Here is a 16,995-nt window from a genome sequence, read left to right on the forward strand (position 1 = left end):
CCCTCCCTTCGTGCCGGGCGTGCGCCGTTGCATACCCCGCTCATCCCATTCAGCACTACAACTGACCGCTCTGGGAACGTATTTGCTTCATTCACTCCCCCACAGTGCCGGGATCCTCCCGGTGTGTGACTGGTGACGGATCATCAGGAGAGCAGAAGCGATCGAACGTGCGACGGACAGGCGAACGACACAGACGAACGGCGTCTGTTCGGGACGGGAATCCCGAACAGACGCCGTTCGCCTGGTGCTCGTGAGGCCTCAGTCGTTCGCGACCACGGGGTAGCGGGGCTCGTTCTCGGCCATCTGCCGCAGCGCGTCCTTGCGCTCGCGCTTGGAGAGCCGGTCGATGTACAGGTAGCCGTACAGGTGGTCGGTCTCGTGCTGCAAACACCGAGCGAAGTATCCGGTGCCGCGCACCTTGATCGGGTTGCCCTTCTCGTCCTGCCCGGTCACCTCGGCGTAGTCGGGCCGCGCGAGCGGGGCGTACGCGGTGGGCACGGACAGGCAGCCCTCGTTGCTGTCGTCCAGCCGGCGCTTCTCGGCGGGCAGTTCGACGAGCCTGGGGTTGCAGACCACGCCGGTGTGCCGGGCACCCTCGTCGTCGGGGCAGTCGTAGATGAAGACCTTCAGGTCGACACCGATCTGGTTGGCGGCCAGGCCCACGCCCTCGGCGGTGCGCTGGCTGGCGAACATGTCCGCGACGAGCTGCTGGAACTCCTCGCCGAACTCGGTGACGTCCTTGCACTCCTTGTGCAGCACCGGGTTCCCGACCACCGTGATCGGCCGCGAGATCCCCCGCTCCCGCCAGGCCGCCTCGCGCTCCTCGCAGTCCTCCGTGTCGATCACGTACCCCTCGTCATCGACGGGGAGCACGCCCGCGTGCTGCTGATCGGTGTCCTGCTGAGCCATGACGTTACGTACGCCTTCCTGAAACAAACCGGGCTGAGATGCTGATACAGATTACGCCGGTGTCGGACGCCCATCTTTTCCTTGGGGGCGCGGGGAACTGCGCGATCAGCCCACGGCGCGCCCGCACCCGCACGACGACCTCAGCACACCTCTTCGAGATCCCGCCAGTCCCGAGAATCCGGACTGTCAGCCACCCACCCGTCCAGCAACCCCCGCACCAGGGACGCCGGCGCGGCCAGCCCACACTCCCGCTCCGGAACCCAGAGCTGCCCGTCCGTCCGATGCCCCAGCGGCCCGGGATGCCCCGGCTCACTGTGATCATGCGGATCGAGGTGCTCCCCGTCACCTTCATCCGACGGCATCCGGGACTCGGAACACATCCGGCACAGCAACCGCACCGAGGAAGACCAGTCCTCCGCTGCGAACCCGGCGTCACCCGCGAGCTGCTCCAGCGCGTCCCGGTCCGCCTCGGTCGCCGCCTCCAGCAGCACCACCCAGGTCGGCACCGGCGACGGCGCCCACAGCTCGATCTCGTCGAACACCGGGTAGGTGTGCCCGGCGGCCGTGGTCCGCTCCCCGTGGGGCACCCCGTCGTGCAGCACGACCTCGCCCCAGCGCCGCCCCGACGACGGCAGCGGAATGGACAGCACCTCGATCCGCGCGGGATCCAGCCGCCGCCCCCACACGACCTCGGCCTCCCCCTCGGGGGACAGCCGTACGGCCGCGCTGCCGAGGTCCATGCCGACGGGCTCGTCGGCGGCGGTGGCCGAACCCGGCGTCCGCAGCCCGTAGGCCTGCCAGGCGCGCCGGGCCAGCGGCCAGTCCTGGAGGGCGGTCGCGGCGATGCCGACGTTCCACCAGTCGGGCGCACCGGTGTCCCGGTCGAGCAGGGCCACGGCCCTGAGGCCCGCCGCCCGCGCCTGCTCCCAGTCGTGCCGGAACTTGTGCAGCAGGGCGAGGTTGAACCACGACTCGGACAGCCAGGGCTCCAGGTCGGCGGCACGTGTCAACAGTGCGCCCGCGTCCTCGTACCGGCCGTCGCCGATCAGTGTGAACGCCCGGTCTGTGGCCTGCCGCCAGGAGGCGGAGGGCCGGTGCCGTCCCTTGCCGAAGATCCTCACGATTCCCGCCTGCCAGTTCCGTTCGGTGGGCTGGCCGTAGCTGTGTTTCGAGCCCCCGGACACCTTCTCCTTCGCATCCAACCACGTACGGCCTCCGAGGCGCTCATTACCCATGGGTTACCCAGCCACGGGCAGAGTCAGACTGCTCCTCGCCAGTACGCGGGCCAGTGATTCCACCACCTCCGGCGCGTACTTCCCGGCGGTGGCGAGCCGGAGTTCCTCCAGCGCCGTCAGCGGCCCGCCGGGCCCGCCTTCCCTGGACTTCTCCTCGTACGCATTCACGGCCCGGACGATTCGCGCGGCGAGCGGCTGCTCGGCGTAGGGGTCGGCCTGCCGCTCCACGACCACGGCGACCGCCTCGTCGACCCCCGTCTGCCGTACGACGGCCCCGCCGAGCAGCGCGATCCGCCGCTGTTCAGCGGCGGGCAGATCGGCGGTGGCGCCCGCCGGCACCGGGTCGACGAGGCTCAGCTGGCCGATGTCGTGCATGAGCGCGGCGTACTCCAGCACGGCCAGTTCGGGCTCGGTCAGGCCCAGGTCCCGTCCCACCGCCTGGCCGAGGGCGGCGACGCGCCGGGCGTGCCCGCAGGGGGTGCAGCCGGCGACCTCGGTGGCCCGCGCGAGGGAGGCGATGGTCTGGCGATAGGTGGCCCGGACGGCGGCGTACCGCCGGAACGACATCTGGGCGAGCAGCAGCGGCACGGAGAAGACGGGCAGTGCCCACAGCCCGACGACGGCGACCGCGAGCGCCATCACGGCCCCGGTCGCGATGACGGCGGACCCGATGCCGCACACGGCCCGCAGCTCGTCCCGCAGCACCGGGCCGAAGGGCCAGCCGGTGCGGGAGTGGGCCAGGGCGGCGGCGAGCACCGCGTCGCACAGCGCGGTCAGGGAGAGCAGCGCGAGCAGCAGCAGCGCGTAGGCGGGTCCGCCCCAGTCGTCGAACATCCCACGGTTGTAAGGGGGCTGGAAGCACACGGCGACGAATCCGACGGTGAGCATGCGGCGCGCCAGGTGGTCGAGGGTGGGCCCCTGTCCGCGGGCGACGTGCGGCACACTGCCGAGCAGTGAGGCGGCCAGCACGACGGCGACGACCTGGGCGAGGCCGTGGTGGGTGGCCTGCCCGCCGGCCTCCCCGAGCAGCGCGTACGACAGGGCCGCCGCGGCTCCGAGCGGTGCCGGTTCCCGGACCCGCGCCCCGTTGCGCCGGGTGAGCTCGCCGACGGTGACGAGGACCCCGAAGGCGAGGGCGACGCGGCGTTCCTCGAGTCCGTTGTAGAGGGTGACGGCGAGGGAGCCGGTGGCGAGGAGGGCGGCGCAGGTGTGGACAAGGGTGCGCAGGAGGGGTGTCCGGTACGCGCTCATCGATGGGCCCCCGGCCGGCTGGAGACGGGTGCGCCGGGCGGGGGGATCCGGGGCGTGTGTGCGTCGTCGGCGGTCACCGCGGGGTGCCAGCCCGCCCGCCGTACGGCTTCCACCAGGGCCGCGACCATCACGGGGTCGAAGTGGCTGCCCGCGCACCGCTCCAGTTCCTCCAGGGCCACCGCGACGGGGCGGGCCCTGCTGTAGCTGCGGGTGGAGGTCATGGCGTCGAAGGCGTCGGCAACCGCCACGACCCGTGCGGACTCCGGGATCTGACGGCCCACCAGCCCGTACGGATACCCGCTGCCGTCCAGCCGCTCGTGGTGGTGCAGTACGGCGGCCCGGGCCTCCCCGAGGAAGCCGATGCCGCGCACCATCTCGTGCCCGTACTCGGGGTGCAGCTCGATCACGCGCCGCTCCTCGGGGGTCAGCGGCCCGTTCTTCCTGAGCAGCCGGGTGGGCACGCCCAGCTTGCCGACGTCGTGCAGGATCCCGGCGAAGCGGAGCACCTCGACGCGCTCGTCGTCCATGCCCAGCTCGCACGCGATCATCATGGAGGCCTGTCCGACCCGCTCGCTGTGCCCGCGCGTGTACCCGTCCTTGATGTCGACGGCCTGGACCAGCGCCCGGATGGTCGCCTGGTGGGCGGCCCGTTCCCGGTGGTACTGCGCGAAGGCCCACCACGAGACGCACATCGGCAGCAGCACGAGCAGCGCGGCCACGGGACCGTAGGGGCTGCGCCACAGGACGGCCATCATCAGCCCGGCGAGCCCGTGCACGGCGATCGGCGCGAGCGACCGCGCCACCAGTCCCCGCCAGGCGCGCCGCACAGGCACCCGCTCGGCGGCGGCGAGGATCCCGCCGTCCAGCAGCGCGAGCACCAGGCAGAACGCCAGCACGGCGGCCCCGGCCGGCCCGAGCGCGTAGGGGACGTCGCCCGCGACGACGGCGTCCCGCCCGCCGAGCGCCCAGTGCACCCGGGCCGCGGCCCACACCCCGAGGACGAGCTGGGCGGCCCGCCAGATGCGCCGCAGCGCCACGGGCCGCTGCCCGACGGACGAGAGCAGCGCGGCGGGCACGGCGACCAGGGCGGCGGCGGGCGCCGGCAGCAGGAAGGCGCCGGCGAGCAGCACGGGGTAGAAGGTCCCGGCCGGGTGCGAGATGCCGACGAACCGGGACCGGGCGACGCGCTCGCACCCGGCGTACAGCGCGGCGAGCAGTACGACCGCCCACCAGGGCGTCCGGACGCCGGGCAGTGGGAGCAAACAGCACAGGGCGGTGACGGCGACACAGGCGACATACACACGAGCCCGCGCCGATACCGCTTCCATGAGCCCCTCCCCGGCCATGTCCGTCAGGCCCGGAGCCTAGGACGCCAGTGAGGGGCTCCATGGGCCGATAGCCCACGGATTAGCACGTTCGAGTGACGCGTTCGACGATGACTTGAGGATGACTACCCCTGGAAAGGCGGGGTAGTTGAAAAGCGCAGGAGTGTCAGGATTCCTGCGGCGTGGCGGGCGAGGCCGTGACGTCCTGATCGGGGACCGCCTGGCCGGAACGGATCAGGTCGATCCGCCCCATGACCTTGGCCCGCAGGTCGCCCGGCACGTCGTCATGCCCGCAGCAGCGCTTGACCAGCTTCTTCACGGCCTGTTCGAGCCCGTACTTCTCGAGGCAGGGCGAGCATTCCTCGAAGTGGTGCTCGAACTTCACGCAGTCCGAGTCCGGCATCTCACGGTCGAGGAACTCGTAGAGATGATCGAGGATTTCGCTGCAATCCGTCTCGTGCGGCTCTCCGCAGCTCATGACCCCGAGCCTTTCGCTTCGTTCGACTCTCCGGCGCCGGCCGGGACCATCCCGCGGTCACGGGCGTAGTCCTCCAGCATGCCGCGCAGCTGACGGCGGCCCCGGTGCAGCCGGGACATCACCGTACCGATGGGTGTCCCCATGATGTCGGCGATCTCCTTGTAGGCAAACCCCTCGACGTCCGCGAGATACACGGCGATTCGGAACTCCTCGGGGATCGCCTGGAGCGCTTCCTTCACGTCCGAGTCGGGCAGGTGGTCGAGCGCCTGCGACTCCGCGGAGCGCAAGCCCGTCGACATGTGCGACTCGGCGCGGGCGAGCTGCCAGTCCTCGATCTCCTCGGCCGCGGAGCGCTGAGGTTCGCGCTGCTTCTTGCGGTACGAGTTGATGAAGGTGTTGGTGAGGATCCGGTACAGCCACGCCTTGAGGTTGGTGCCCTCGCGGAACTGGTGGAAGGACGCGTACGCCTTGGCGTACGTCTCCTGCACCAGGTCCTCGGCGTCGGCCGGGTTGCGCGTCATGCGCAGCGCGGCCGAGTACATCTGGTCGAGGAACTCGAGCGCGTCCCGCTCGAAGCGCGCACTGCGCTCCGCGGCCGTCTCCGCGCCCGTGCCGCCCTGGCCCTCGGGCTGCTCCGCCTGGCCGTGTTCGGTCCCTGCGTCGGTCCCTGTGACCGGACCCACCTCCTCGAGTGTTCTCGTGAGACCGAGACCGGTCTCACCCGAATCGGAGGATAGACGACGATCCGGTCCGCCCGCCGCCCGAACAGGGGCGGTCCTGGCCGCGTGCAGCACCGTCCACTCCAGGTCGGCGCGGCTGCTGCGGCTCGGGCAGATGGTCGAACCCATGCGGCGGACTTCCTCTCCTGCGACGTCTGTGCTGGTCTCCAGCCCGTACGTCCCGCACAACAGTGCTCGCCGCCCCCGCATTCCCGGAGCTTTACCCGAGTGACCCGGTCCACTCCACGACCGCGTTCGTGATGAGCGCCACGGCCTCGTCCTGGGAGATGTCCGCGCGCTTGGGGACGGCGAAGCCGTGATCGCCGTACGGCACCTCGACGAGTTCGTACGAGCCCGCGGGGAACTCCTCCGGCTTCCCGAAGGGGTCGTTCCCGCCCTGCACGACCAGGGTGGGCACCCCGGAACCGAGCAGTTCGTCGGCCCGGGACTTCTCCGGCTTGCCCGGCGGGTGGAGGGGGAAGCTGAGGGCGAGGACCGCGTGGGCGCCCAGTTCGGTGGCGGTACGGCAGGCGACCCGGGCCCCGGCACTGCGGCCGCCGGACACGACCGGCAGTCCGGGCCCGGCCAGCGCGGGCCAGATGCCGCGCCAGCCGACGTCCAGGGTCTTGGGCGCGGGCGCCAGCTTCTTCCCGGCCACCCGCCAGGGCTGCTCCACACGGGCCACGGTCACGCCGTGGGCGGGGAGGACGGCGGCCAGGGCCTTCAGATCGCGGGCCTCGATGCCGCCGCCGGCGCCGTGGCCGACGGCGAGCACCAGCCGCGCCTTCCTCGCCTGGTGCCAGGTGATCCGGGCGGGGCCCGCGTCGGTCTCGATGATCTCGGTCGTGTCGGAACTCACGTCAGAAGAGTGTGCCCTCTTCCGGCCCTTCCAGCTCCTTCAGCAGCTCCGGCCCGTTGTTGCGGACGTTGCTGACGGCCGTGGCGACCGGGTAGGCGCGCATCAGCCCGGCGGGCGGCGGGGCGAGCAGCTCGCGCAGATCGTCGGCGTCCGTGCGGGACGGGTCGAGCCAGGCGTCCCAGCGGTCGGGCGTCAGCATCAGCGGCATCCGGGGGTGGATCTCGGCCAGGGCATGCGGACCGTCCGCCGGGGACACCGCCAGCGGGCTCGTCTCGGCCTCGGTGGTGATCACGGAGCACGTCACCCACCAGGACCGCGGGTGGTCGTCGGGCAGCGTCCGGTCCCGCCAGAACTCGTACAGCCCGGCCATGGCGAAGACCGACCCGTCCGCCGGTGTCACGAAGTACGGCTGCTTGCGGGGCCGCTTCTTCTTGCCCTCGACCTCCAGCTCGCGCTCCTGCAGGCCGGTGACCCACTCGTAGTAGCCGTCAGCGGGCAGGACGCAGCGCCGGGAGGTGAAGGCGCGACGGAAGGACGGCTTCTCGTGGACGGTCTCCGCGCGGGCGTTGATCATCCGGGCGCCGCCCTCGGGGGTCTTCGACCAGGACGGGACGAGCCCCCACTTCAGCTTGCGCAGCTGCCGAACCGGGCGCGGATCGTCCACGTCTTTCAGAGGGCGGTCGAGGACGGCGTAGACCTCTTTGGTGGGCGCCACGTTGTAGTCCGGCTCGAGGGTCTCCTCGGGCTCCCACTTCTCGATCTCAAAGATTCCTGCGAGATCCTCTGGCCTGCGACTCGCCGAATACCGTCCGCACATACGTGCCACACTGCCAGATTCCATCCGACCACAGGGAGCCAACGCCTTACATGGACAGCACCGCTACCGCCTCGCTCGCCTCCCTCTGGGACGAGGTCTCCGGCACGCAGCCCGACCCCGACCTGTGGGTGGTGATCGCGACTCTGGCCGCCGCGCTCGCCGTGGTGATCCCGCACGGACTGTGGCGCGTCTCCCGCAACGCCATCACCATCGCCCACGAGGGCGGCCACGGGCTCGTGGCCCTGCTCACCGGCCGCACCCTCACCGGCATACGCCTGCACTCGGACACCAGCGGCCTGACCGTCAGCCGCGGCAAGCCGCACGGCATCGGCATGATCCTCACCGCCGCCGCCGGCTACACCGCCCCGCCCCTGCTGGGCCTGGGCGGAGCGGCCCTGCTGGGAGCCGGCCGCATCACGCTCCTGCTGTGGCTGGCCACCGCCCTGCTCCTGGCCATGCTCGTGATGATCCGCAACGCGTACGGCGCCCTGACCATGATCGTCACCGGCGGCCTGTTCGTCCTGGTGTCCTGGCTGGCCGGCCCTCAGGTACAGGCGGCGTTCGCGTACGTGGTGGTGTGGTTCCTGTTGCTGGGCGGAGTCCGCCCGGCGTTCGAACTCCAGGCGAAGCGGGCCCGGGGCGGGGCGGGCGACTCGGACGCGGACCAGCTGTCACGGCTGACGCATGTACCGGCGGGGTTGTGGTTCTTCCTGTTCCACGCGGTGTCGCTGTGCTCGCTGATCGGGGGAGGGCGCTGGCTACTGGGCCTGTGACCAGCCCACCTCAGGGGCGCGGGGCTGTGCCGATCTGCGGCTCCGCCGCGGGGCGCGACCAGCCACGACGCAGCCGCACTCGAACCACTGCCTGCTTATAAAGTGGGGGCCATGGCCCCGAACACCGCAGACACCGCCCTCTGGCCCGCCCCGCACGCGAGCGGAGCCGTCGACGCGACGGTCCACGTGCCCGGGTCCAAGTCAGTCACCAACCGCGCCCTCGTCCTCGCCTCACTCGCCTCCGAGCCCGGCTGGCTGCGCCGCCCGCTGCGCTCCCGCGACACCCTGCTGATGGCCGGTGCCCTGCGCGCGATGGGCATCGAGATCGAGGAGGGCGTGGGCCCGGACGGCACCGGCGAGGCCTGGCGGGTGCTCCCCACGGGCCTGCGCGGACCGGCCACGGTCGACGTCGGCAACGCCGGCACGGTGATGCGGTTCCTGCCGCCGGTCGCCACGCTCGCCGACGGTCCCGTCCGGTTCGACGGCGACCCCCGCTCGTACGAGCGTCCCCTGAACGGAGTCGTCGACGCGCTGCGTCAGCTCGGCGCCCGGATCGACGACGACGGCCGCGGCGCGCTGCCGCTGACCGTGCAGGGCAGCGGTGCCCTGGAGGGCGGCCAGGTCGCGATCGACGCGTCCTCCTCGTCCCAGTTCGTGAGCGCGCTCCTGCTGTCCGGACCGCGCTTCAACCAGGGCGTCGAGGTCCGCCACACCGGCACCACACTGCCCTCCATGCCGCACATCCGTATGACCGTCGACATGCTGCGCGCGGTGGGCGCCCAGGTGGACACGCCCGAGTCGGGCGGCGAGCCGAACGTCTGGCGGGTCACGCCGGGCGCCCTGCTCGGCCGGGACCTGGTCATCGAGCCGGACCTGTCCAACGCCCAGCCGTTCCTGGCGGCCGCGCTGGTGACCGGCGGCAAGGTCGTCGTCCCGGCCTGGCCGGACCGCACCACCCAGCCCGGTGACCGGCTGCGCGAGATCTTCACCGAGATGGGCGGCTCCTGCGAACTGACCGAGTACGGCCTCGCGTTCACCGGCTCCGGCTCGGTCCACGGCATCGATGTCGACCTGAGCGAGGTCGGCGAGCTGACGCCGGGCATCGCGGCGGTCGCGGCCCTCGCCGACTCCCCCTCGACCCTGCGCGGCGTGGCCCATCTGCGGCTGCACGAGACGGACCGGCTGGCCGCGCTGACGAAGGAGATCAACGAGCTCGGCGGCGACGTGACGGAGACCGCCGACGGCCTGCACATCCGCCCGCGCCGGCTGCACGGCGGGATCTTCCACACGTACGACGACCACCGCATGGCCACGGCCGGCGCGATCATCGGCCTCGCGGTCGAGGGAGTACAGATCGAGAACGTGGCGACGACGGCCAAGACCCTGCCCGACTTCCCCGATCTGTGGACCGGGATGCTCGAGGCGTAGGACGCAGGGATCACGTCATGCGCCGCTATGGCAAGCACACCGACGAGGACGACATCCGCACCCGTCCCGGGCGCCGGAACACCCGGCCCCGGACGAACATCCGCCCCAAGCACGAGGACGCCGCCGAGGGCCTCGTCCTCACCGTCGACCGGGGCCGCCTCACCTGCCTCGTGGAGGACCGAGTCGTGATGGCCATGAAGGCCCGCGAGCTGGGCCGCAAGGCGGCCGTGGTCGGCGACCGCGTGGCCCTCGTGGGCGACATGTCAGGCAAGAAGGACACCCTCGCCCGGATCGTCCGCATCGAGGAGCGCACCTCCGTGCTGCGCCGTACGGCGGACGACGACGATCCGTTCGAGCGTGTGATCGTCGCCAACGCCGACCAGTTGGCCATCGTCACCGCCCTGGCCGACCCGGAGCCCCGCCCCCGCCTGATCGACCGCTGCCTGGTCGCGGCCTACGCCGGTGGCCTGGATCCGCTGCTGGTGCTGACCAAGTCGGACCTCGCCCCGCCCGACAAGCTGCTGGAGCTGTACGGCCACCTCGACACCCCCTACGTCGTCACCAGCCGCGAGGAACTGCAGGACGGCACCGCCATCGCCCGGGTGCGCGAGCAGCTCGACGGCAAGATCACCGCGTTCGTCGGGCACTCCGGAGTCGGCAAGACGACCCTGGTCAACGCGCTCGTACCGGAGGAGCGACGGCGTACGACCGGGCATGTGAACGCGGTGACGGGCCGAGGCCGCCACACCACCACCTCGGCGCTGGCGCTGCCGCTGTCGGACAACGACGGCTGGGTGATCGACACCCCGGGCCTGCGGTCTTTCGGCCTGCACCACGTGGACCCGTCCCGGGTCATCCACGCCTTCCCCGACCTGGAGCCGGGCACCGAGGGCTGCCCGCGCGCGTGCAGCCACGACGAGCCGGACTGCGCGCTGGACGCATGGGTGGCCGAGGGGCACGCGGACCCGGCGCGGCTGTACTCGCTGCGCCGGCTGCTGGCCACGCGGGAGCGGAAGGAAGGCGACTGACCTCAGCGTTGTTTGTCATGGCGTGCGGACGGTAAGTGCATAATCACTCATCGCACCAAGCCGAATGCAAGCGGTCACTGAACGTGGGACACGGGAGGAACGGCTCATGGCGTGGCTGCTGGTCATCGTGGCCGGGTTGCTGGAGACCGGCTTCGCCGTGTGTCTGAAGCTGTCGCACGGCTTCACACGGCTCTGGCCGACGGTCGCGTTCTGCGTCTTCGCCCTCGGCAGTTTCGGGCTGCTGACCCTGGCGCTGAGGAGACTCGACGTGGGTCCCGCGTACGCGGTGTGGACCGGCATCGGGGCGGCGGGCACGGCGATCTACGGCATGGTGTTCCTGGGCGACCTGGTGTCGACGCTGAAGCTGGTGTCGATCAGTTTCGTCATCGTCGGTGTGATCGGGCTGCAGTTGTCGGGCTCGGCGCACTGACGCCCTGTCACCCGGAGTGCCGGTGCAGGGCGCTGCGGACCAGGTCGGTGACGCCGCCCTCGCCGGGTGGCGCGGCCACGCAGGACAGGGCGAGCCGGACGGCGAGTTCGCAGGAGCGGGACAGGTCGGCGGTGTCGGATCTGGGCGCACCGGGTCCGGACAGGACGATGACGGCTCGGTCGCGGATGAGGGTGACGAGGTCGCCGGGTGAGGGCAGCGGGCCGTCGGCGCGGCGCTGGGCCGGTACGGCCGAGGTGGAGGGCACGGCCGAGAGGGTCGGCGAGGGTAGCCGTTCGCTCCAGCAGCCGGTGAGCATGGCGCGGACCAGGGCGTTCTCGCGGGCCGCCGACGTGGTCCACTCGGCGGTGGCGGTGAGCCGGTCGCGGAGGTCGCTGTGGCCGGCGAGCGCGCGGTCCACACCGGCGAGGTATCCGTCGGCCTCTCTCCTCACGAGCGCCCGGGCGAGGCCGTCCTTGCTGCCGAACTCGTTGTAGAGCGTCTGCCGGGACACTCCGGCCGCCAGGGCCACGTCCACCATCCGCACGGCGGACCACGACCGGCGCGCCAGCGCCGCGTAGGCGGCGTCCAACAGAGATTCCCGCGCTGCAGGCATCATTGCCTCCCCTTGGGGCCAGCGGCTCTGCGCCCAGGTTTGACGCGCGTCGAACCACTGTCAAGGGTTCGCGAGGGCATGCGGGGGCGCCTTTGAGCCGACCTGCGCGGGTACCTCCGGCGGTTGAACCGGGGCCGCCTCCCTCTGGCTGCGGGCAATCGTGCCGCTGAGGGCGGCACGGGTGGGCGCGGCGGCACCCCGCTCCGCCGGTTGCGCACCCACCCGCCCCAGCCCCCCGCCGGGCCCCCGCACGCCGGGCAACCACAACGCCCCCACACCCCGGCACAAACCCCGTGTAGCCCCACCCCCACCTCGGCAGATAGGTTCGTTGCATGCCCGACTACCTCGACGATCTGCGTCTCGCCCACGTCCTCGCCGACGCCGCCGACGCCGCGACGACGGACCGGTTCAAGGCCCTCGACCTCAAGGTCGAGACCAAACCGGACATGACGCCGGTGAGCGAAGCGGACAAGGCCGCGGAGGAACTCATCCGCGGCCAACTCCAGCGCGCCCGCCCGAGGGACGCGATCCTCGGCGAGGAGTACGGCGTCGAGGGCACCGGCCCCCGCCGCTGGGTCATCGACCCGATCGACGGCACCAAGAACTACGTACGCGGCGTCCCCGTCTGGGCCACCCTCATCTCCCTGATGGAGGCCGGCGAGGGCGGTTTCCAGCCCGTCGTCGGCGTCGTCTCCGCCCCCGCCCTCGGCCGCCGCTGGTGGGCCGCGAAGGGCCACGGCGCCTTCACCGGCCGCAGCCTCACCAAGGCCTCCCGCCTGAACGTCTCCCGCGTCAACAAGCTCGCCGACGCCTCCTTCGCGTACTCGTCACTCAGTGGCTGGGAGGCGCAGGGCCGCCTGGACGGCTTCCTGGACCTCACCCGAGAGGTGTGGCGCACGCGCGCGTACGGCGACTTCTGGCCGTACATGATGGTCGCGGAAGGCTCCATCGACATGTGCGCCGAGCCGGAGCTGTCGCTGTGGGACATGGCCGCCACCGCGATCATCGTCACCGAGGCCGGCGGCACGTTCACCGGACTCGACGCCCGCCCGGGCCCGCACAGCGGCGACGCGGCCGCGTCGAACGGCCTGCTGCACGACGAGTTGCTCGGATATCTCAACCAGCGCTACTGAGCGCGCCCCGTTGTTACCGAGCGCCCCCTTGTTGACCCTCCCTTTACCTGCCACCCTGAGAGTCCCCCCAACTTGTGAATTTGTGAAACACTGAACAAACGGCGGGGGCACTCCCAGGAGGTGGCTCCATCCATGCTCGTCCGTGACGCCATGAGCACCGTCGTCCTCACCATCGGCCCGACCCACACCCTTCGCCAGGCCGCCGCGCTGATGTCCGCGCGTCGGGTAGGGGCGGCCGTGGTCCACGACCCCGACGCCGGCGGCATCGGCATCCTCACCGAACGCGACATCCTCAACTCCGTGGGCAAGGGCCAGGACCCGGACACGGAACGCGCCCACGCCCACACCACCACCGACGTCGTGTTCGCGGCTCCGGCCTGGACCCTGGAGGAGGCGGCACAGGCCATGACGCACGGCGGCTTCCGCCATCTCATCGTGCTGGAGGACGACGAACCCGCCGGCATCGTCTCGGTCCGCGACATCATCCGCTGCTGGGTACCGGCACGCCAGCAGGTGCCCGCCTGACAGCACCGAGACGAGTTAGACAGGATCCAACACCAGGTGGATTCTAAACTCACACCTGTTCGGGACCTGGTCAGCTTTGCTGTTAGGCTGGTGGCCATGAGCGACCTTCTGGAACGGCTGCGCGGACGCGGATGGCGGATGACCGCGCAGCGGCGTGTCGTGGCCGAGGTCCTCGACGGCGAACACGTCCATCTGACGGCCGACGAGGTCCACTCCCGGGCCGTCGCCAAGCTGCCCGAGATCTCCCGGGCGACCGTCTACAACACGCTCGGCGAGCTCGTGTCCCTCGGCGAGGTGCTCGAGGTCTCCACCGACCAGCGCGCCAAGCGGTACGACCCGAACGCCCACCAGCCGCATCACCACCTGGTCTGCGCCCAGTGCGGCGCGATCCGGGACGTCCACCCGATCGGCAACCCGCTGGCGGACCTCCCCGACTCGGAGCGCTTCGGCTTCACGGTCTCGGACGTCGAGGTGACGTACCGCGGCGTCTGCCCGAACTGCGCGGCCGCCTAGCTCCCCCCTTCCCGACAGCCCCGGCACCGATGGGTGCCGGGGCTTGTCCGTGTCTGCGCACTTCCCGTATCTGACGGGTCGTCATATGGTCAACGGCACCCACCAGTCCGTTCCGCACTCCGCGAGGAGACCGAAGTGGGAGAGCCGTATCCAAAACTCACCGCCCATGACCTGACGCGCACCTTCGGCCGGGGCCCCCGCGCGGTCGACGCCCTCGGTCCCCTCGACCTGACCGTCGCTCCCGGCGAGTTCGTCTGCCTCGTAGGCCCCTCGGGCTGTGGCAAATCCACGTTGCTGCGCATCGCCGCCGGACTGCTCCGGCCCAGCACCGGCACGCTGGAGATCCGCACCTCCAGCGCACGCCCGGCGGCCATGATCTTCCAGGACTACGGCATCTACGACTGGAAGACCGTCCAGGCCAACGTCCGCTTCGGCCTCGACGTGCAGCGCGTCCCGCGCCGGGAGGCGAACGCCCGCGCCGCCGAGTGGCTGGCCCGCATGGGCCTCGCCGACTTCGCGCACGCCTATCCGGCGACCCTCTCGGGCGGCATGCGCCAGCGGGTCGCCATCGCCCGCGCGCTCGCCGTCGAGCCCGAACTGCTGCTGATGGACGAACCGTTCGCCGCCTTGGACGCCCAGCTCCGCATGATCCTCCAGGACGAACTGCTGGAGATCACCCAGGCCCTGCGCACCACGACCCTCTTCATCACCCACAGCCTGGAGGAGGCGATCGTGCTCGGCGACCGCGTGTGCGTGATGTCCGCCCGCCCGGGCCGGATCATCGCCGAACACCGCCCGCCCTTCCCGCGCCCGCGCACCGGCGACGTCCGCGCCACCCCCGAGTTCACCGCGCTGAAGAGCGAGTTGTGGGACCTGCTGCGGAAGGAGGCGGTGCCCGCATGACCACCGTCGCCCCCGGGACGCGAGGCCCGGCCCTGGTCCGCCGCCCGGGCCCGCACGAGTCGCACCCCGTACGTACCCATCGCCGCCGCCGCGCCCTGGAACTGTCCCTCGCGGCGGCCGTCCCCCTCCTCCTGGTGCTGCTCTGGCAGCTCGCGGCCGTCCGGGGCTGGATCGACGAGCGGATCTACCCGGCACCGACCACGATCCTCGCCGACGGCTGGGACCGGGCCGCGGCCGGTGACCTGTGGCCGGACGTGTGGGCGACACTCAAGCGCGTCCTGGCCGGCTACGCCGTCGGCACGGCGGCGGGCTACCTGCTGGGCCTGCTGATGGGTTCGCTGCCGCTGGTGCGGGCCGCCCTGGAACCGCTCCTGGACGCCCTGTACGTCGTACCGAAGCTGGCCCTGCTGCCCGTCTTCCTGAACATGTTCGGCCTGGGCGAGGGCCCGCAGGTGGCCCTGGTGGCGGCCACGGTCTTCTTCTTCGTCTGGATCTCCACGATGTCCGCGGTCATGGCGGTCCCCGACGGCCACCGGGACGCCGGCCGGGTCTTCGGAGCCTCCCCGTGGCAGATGTTCCGCCATGTCCTGCTCCCGGCCTCCCTGCCCGCCGTCCTGGTCGGCGCGCGGATCGCGGCGGGCGTGGCGGTCCTGGTGATCGTCGCCTCCGAGCAGATCGCCGCGTCCGACGGCCTGGGCCATCTGATCTTCGACTCCCGCGCCCTCTTCCGGAACGACGTGATGTTCGTCGGCATCGTCTGCGTCGCCGCCCTGGGCGTGCTCTTCTCCGAACTGGTCCGCTTCGTCGGCCGGTTGCTCACCCCGTGGGCACCGCGCGACCGGGGACGGGGGCAGGCATGAGGGCACGTACGTACGGCCTCGCCCTGCTCGCGGGCGCGCTGCTGGCCTCGGCGGCCTGCTCGTCGCCGTCCTCCGGACCGTCGCGGCCGGAAGCCGACACGGCGACGCGCACGATCCGCCCGGTCCAGGGCTGCGGCGCCGCGTCCTGGACGGACCCCGCCGACCGCGCCCCCGACCGCGCCCCGGCCCGCTGCCGCCCGGGCTCCCCGGCCCCGCAACGGCTCGCCGAGCCCCGGAAGCTGACCATCGCGACGGGCACGCTGAGCGCGGAGTACGTGGCACCGCTGCGGGTCGCCCTCGACAAGGGCGAGTTCGAGAAAGAGGGCCTGGACGTCACGCTGAAGGTGCTGCCGACGCCCGAGGCCCTCCCGCTGCTGGCCAAGGGCGAGGTGGACGCGCTCTGGGCGGCCCCGGAGGCGGCTGTCATGAACGGCATCCGCGGCGGCTTCGTCATCCGCTGGGTCGCAGGGAACTTCTCCCCCGGCCCGAAGTCCAAGAGCGGCCTGTGGGTCCGGCTGAAGGACGGCGAGACGCCGGCCGCCGTCCGGATGGCCGACCGGACACTCGGCACGATGATCGGCAAGGGCTCGGTGATCGCCTACCCCATGGAACAGGCCCTGGAGCAGCACGGCGGCGGCCTCGACCGGATCCGCTACCAGCAGCTGGGCTCCGCCGACGTCCTCACCGCCCTGCGGAACGGCGGCGTCGACTCCGCGTGGCTGCTGGACCCGGTGTGGCGCCGGGTCGACGGCGAGCCGGGCTACGCCTTCCTGGGAGGCCAGCCACCCGGCGAGCCCCTGGGCGGCATGCTCTACGGCCCGAGCCTGCTGAACGACGACGTGGACGCGGGCGTGGCCCTGCTGCGGGCGTACATCCGCACGGTGAACACGTACTTCGCGGCCGACTACAAACAGAACGAGAGGTACGTCACGTACCTGGCGGATCTCCTGAAGACGGACGAGGCGATCCTCCGCTCCACCCCGTCCCTGCGCATGGACTGGGAGATCCGCGCCGGCACGACGGCCCGCCTCCAGGCGGCCTACCGGGCACAGGGTGTGGCGGAAGACGCCGCGCTCCCCGAGTCCCGGACCGTGAACCGTTCCCTCTACGAGGAGGCGGTGGGGCACCGCCCCTGAACACGCACTCCTATACACGCACTCCTGAACACGCACCGAGGGCCGGAACCCTTTCGGATT

General features: G+C 71.6%; 19 protein-coding genes. 10 read left to right on the forward strand and 9 right to left on the reverse strand.

Features of this window, described 5'->3' with window-relative positions:
* Nucleotides 1–258 precede the first annotated feature (258 nt).
* From def to ACZ58V_RS02620, 8 genes are all read right to left on the reverse strand, one after another.
* Nucleotides 259–909 (reverse strand): peptide deformylase, encoded by a 651-nt coding sequence (gene def, locus ACZ58V_RS02585; protein WP_468187920.1) that lies wholly within the window; start codon nucleotides 907–909, stop codon nucleotides 259–261.
* 140 nt (nucleotides 910–1,049) lie between these two features.
* Nucleotides 1,050–2,030 (reverse strand): tetratricopeptide repeat protein, encoded by a 981-nt coding sequence (locus tag ACZ58V_RS02590; RefSeq protein ID WP_468188294.1) that lies wholly within the window; start codon nucleotides 2,028–2,030, stop codon nucleotides 1,050–1,052.
* Nucleotides 2,031–2,147: 117 nt separating this feature from the next.
* Entirely contained in the window at nucleotides 2,148–3,395 is a 1,248-nt protein-coding gene (locus ACZ58V_RS02595; RefSeq protein ID WP_471287980.1) for an HD-GYP domain-containing protein, read from the reverse strand.
* Nucleotides 3,392–4,723, reverse strand: a complete 1,332-nt coding sequence (locus ACZ58V_RS02600; protein WP_468187916.1) for an HD-GYP domain-containing protein — start codon at nucleotides 4,721–4,723, stop codon at nucleotides 3,392–3,394. Before ACZ58V_RS02600 ends, ACZ58V_RS02595 begins: the two co-directional genes overlap by 4 nt.
* Before the next feature lie 163 nt (nucleotides 4,724–4,886).
* The gene (gene rsrA / locus ACZ58V_RS02605) at nucleotides 4,887–5,198 is read right to left on the reverse strand and encodes a mycothiol system anti-sigma-R factor (protein ID WP_031103063.1); all 312 of its coding nucleotides are present in this window, start codon (nucleotides 5,196–5,198) and stop codon (nucleotides 4,887–4,889) included.
* Complete coding sequence (gene sigR / locus ACZ58V_RS02610) at nucleotides 5,195–5,881, reverse strand: RNA polymerase sigma factor SigR (RefSeq protein ID WP_189723136.1); 687 nt, start codon at nucleotides 5,879–5,881, stop codon at nucleotides 5,195–5,197. Before sigR ends, rsrA begins: the two co-directional genes overlap by 4 nt.
* Nucleotides 5,882–6,137: 256 nt before the next feature.
* The gene (locus ACZ58V_RS02615; protein WP_471287983.1) at nucleotides 6,138–6,776 is read right to left on the reverse strand and encodes an alpha/beta hydrolase family protein; all 639 of its coding nucleotides are present in this window, start codon (nucleotides 6,774–6,776) and stop codon (nucleotides 6,138–6,140) included.
* A 1-nt stretch (nucleotide 6,777) separates the two neighbouring features.
* Nucleotides 6,778–7,593, reverse strand: coding sequence for an SOS response-associated peptidase (locus ACZ58V_RS02620; protein ID WP_468187911.1), 816 nt, complete (start codon nucleotides 7,591–7,593; stop codon nucleotides 6,778–6,780).
* Nucleotides 7,594–7,643: 50 nt separating this feature from the next.
* Between ACZ58V_RS02620 and ACZ58V_RS02625 the strand changes: the two genes are divergently transcribed.
* The 4 genes from ACZ58V_RS02625 (at nucleotide 7,644) to ACZ58V_RS02640 (ending at nucleotide 11,252) form a co-directional block, all read left to right on the forward strand.
* Nucleotides 7,644–8,366: a M50 family metallopeptidase gene (locus ACZ58V_RS02625; RefSeq protein WP_189723133.1), complete on the forward strand. Its 723-nt coding sequence runs from the start codon at nucleotides 7,644–7,646 to the stop codon at nucleotides 8,364–8,366.
* A gap of 111 nt (nucleotides 8,367–8,477) precedes the next feature.
* Complete coding sequence (gene aroA, locus ACZ58V_RS02630) at nucleotides 8,478–9,794, forward strand: 3-phosphoshikimate 1-carboxyvinyltransferase (protein ID WP_471287986.1); 1,317 nt, start codon at nucleotides 8,478–8,480, stop codon at nucleotides 9,792–9,794.
* Nucleotides 9,795–9,811: 17 nt separating this feature from the next.
* Nucleotides 9,812–10,822, forward strand: coding sequence for a ribosome small subunit-dependent GTPase A (gene rsgA, locus ACZ58V_RS02635; protein WP_468187907.1), 1,011 nt, complete (start codon nucleotides 9,812–9,814; stop codon nucleotides 10,820–10,822).
* Nucleotides 10,823–10,928: 106 nt separating this feature from the next.
* Nucleotides 10,929–11,252 (forward strand): DMT family transporter, encoded by a 324-nt coding sequence (locus tag ACZ58V_RS02640; protein WP_189723130.1) that lies wholly within the window; start codon nucleotides 10,929–10,931, stop codon nucleotides 11,250–11,252.
* Nucleotides 11,253–11,259: 7 nt separating this feature from the next.
* On the opposite strand, the gene ACZ58V_RS02645 is transcribed toward ACZ58V_RS02640, so the two are convergent.
* A complete protein-coding gene (locus ACZ58V_RS02645) occupies nucleotides 11,260–11,868 on the reverse strand; it encodes a TetR/AcrR family transcriptional regulator (RefSeq protein WP_468187905.1) in 609 nt (202 codons plus the stop codon).
* Nucleotides 11,869–12,197: 329 nt separating this feature from the next.
* Here ACZ58V_RS02645 and hisN point away from each other — a divergent pair, with 329 nt between their 5' ends.
* The 6 genes from hisN (at nucleotide 12,198) to ACZ58V_RS02675 (ending at nucleotide 16,935) form a co-directional block, all read left to right on the forward strand.
* Nucleotides 12,198–12,998, forward strand: a complete 801-nt coding sequence (gene hisN / locus ACZ58V_RS02650) for a histidinol-phosphatase (RefSeq protein WP_261683157.1) — start codon at nucleotides 12,198–12,200, stop codon at nucleotides 12,996–12,998.
* Between the two features lie 132 nt (nucleotides 12,999–13,130).
* A complete protein-coding gene (locus ACZ58V_RS02655) occupies nucleotides 13,131–13,523 on the forward strand; it encodes a CBS domain-containing protein (RefSeq protein ID WP_468187902.1) in 393 nt (130 codons plus the stop codon).
* A gap of 96 nt (nucleotides 13,524–13,619) precedes the next feature.
* Complete coding sequence (locus ACZ58V_RS02660) at nucleotides 13,620–14,036, forward strand: Fur family transcriptional regulator (protein WP_184590657.1); 417 nt, start codon at nucleotides 13,620–13,622, stop codon at nucleotides 14,034–14,036.
* 135 nt (nucleotides 14,037–14,171) lie between these two features.
* Nucleotides 14,172–14,939: an ABC transporter ATP-binding protein gene (locus ACZ58V_RS02665; protein ID WP_468187899.1), complete on the forward strand. Its 768-nt coding sequence runs from the start codon at nucleotides 14,172–14,174 to the stop codon at nucleotides 14,937–14,939.
* Complete coding sequence (locus tag ACZ58V_RS02670; protein ID WP_471287988.1) at nucleotides 14,936–15,799, forward strand: ABC transporter permease; 864 nt, start codon at nucleotides 14,936–14,938, stop codon at nucleotides 15,797–15,799. Before ACZ58V_RS02665 ends, ACZ58V_RS02670 begins: the two co-directional genes overlap by 4 nt.
* Nucleotides 15,796–16,935 (forward strand): ABC transporter substrate-binding protein, encoded by a 1,140-nt coding sequence (locus ACZ58V_RS02675; protein WP_471287989.1) that lies wholly within the window; start codon nucleotides 15,796–15,798, stop codon nucleotides 16,933–16,935. Before ACZ58V_RS02670 ends, ACZ58V_RS02675 begins: the two co-directional genes overlap by 4 nt.
* Nucleotides 16,936–16,995: the final 60 nt, after the last annotated feature.

Source organism: Streptomyces sp. NPDC040589 (assembly GCF_055594445.1).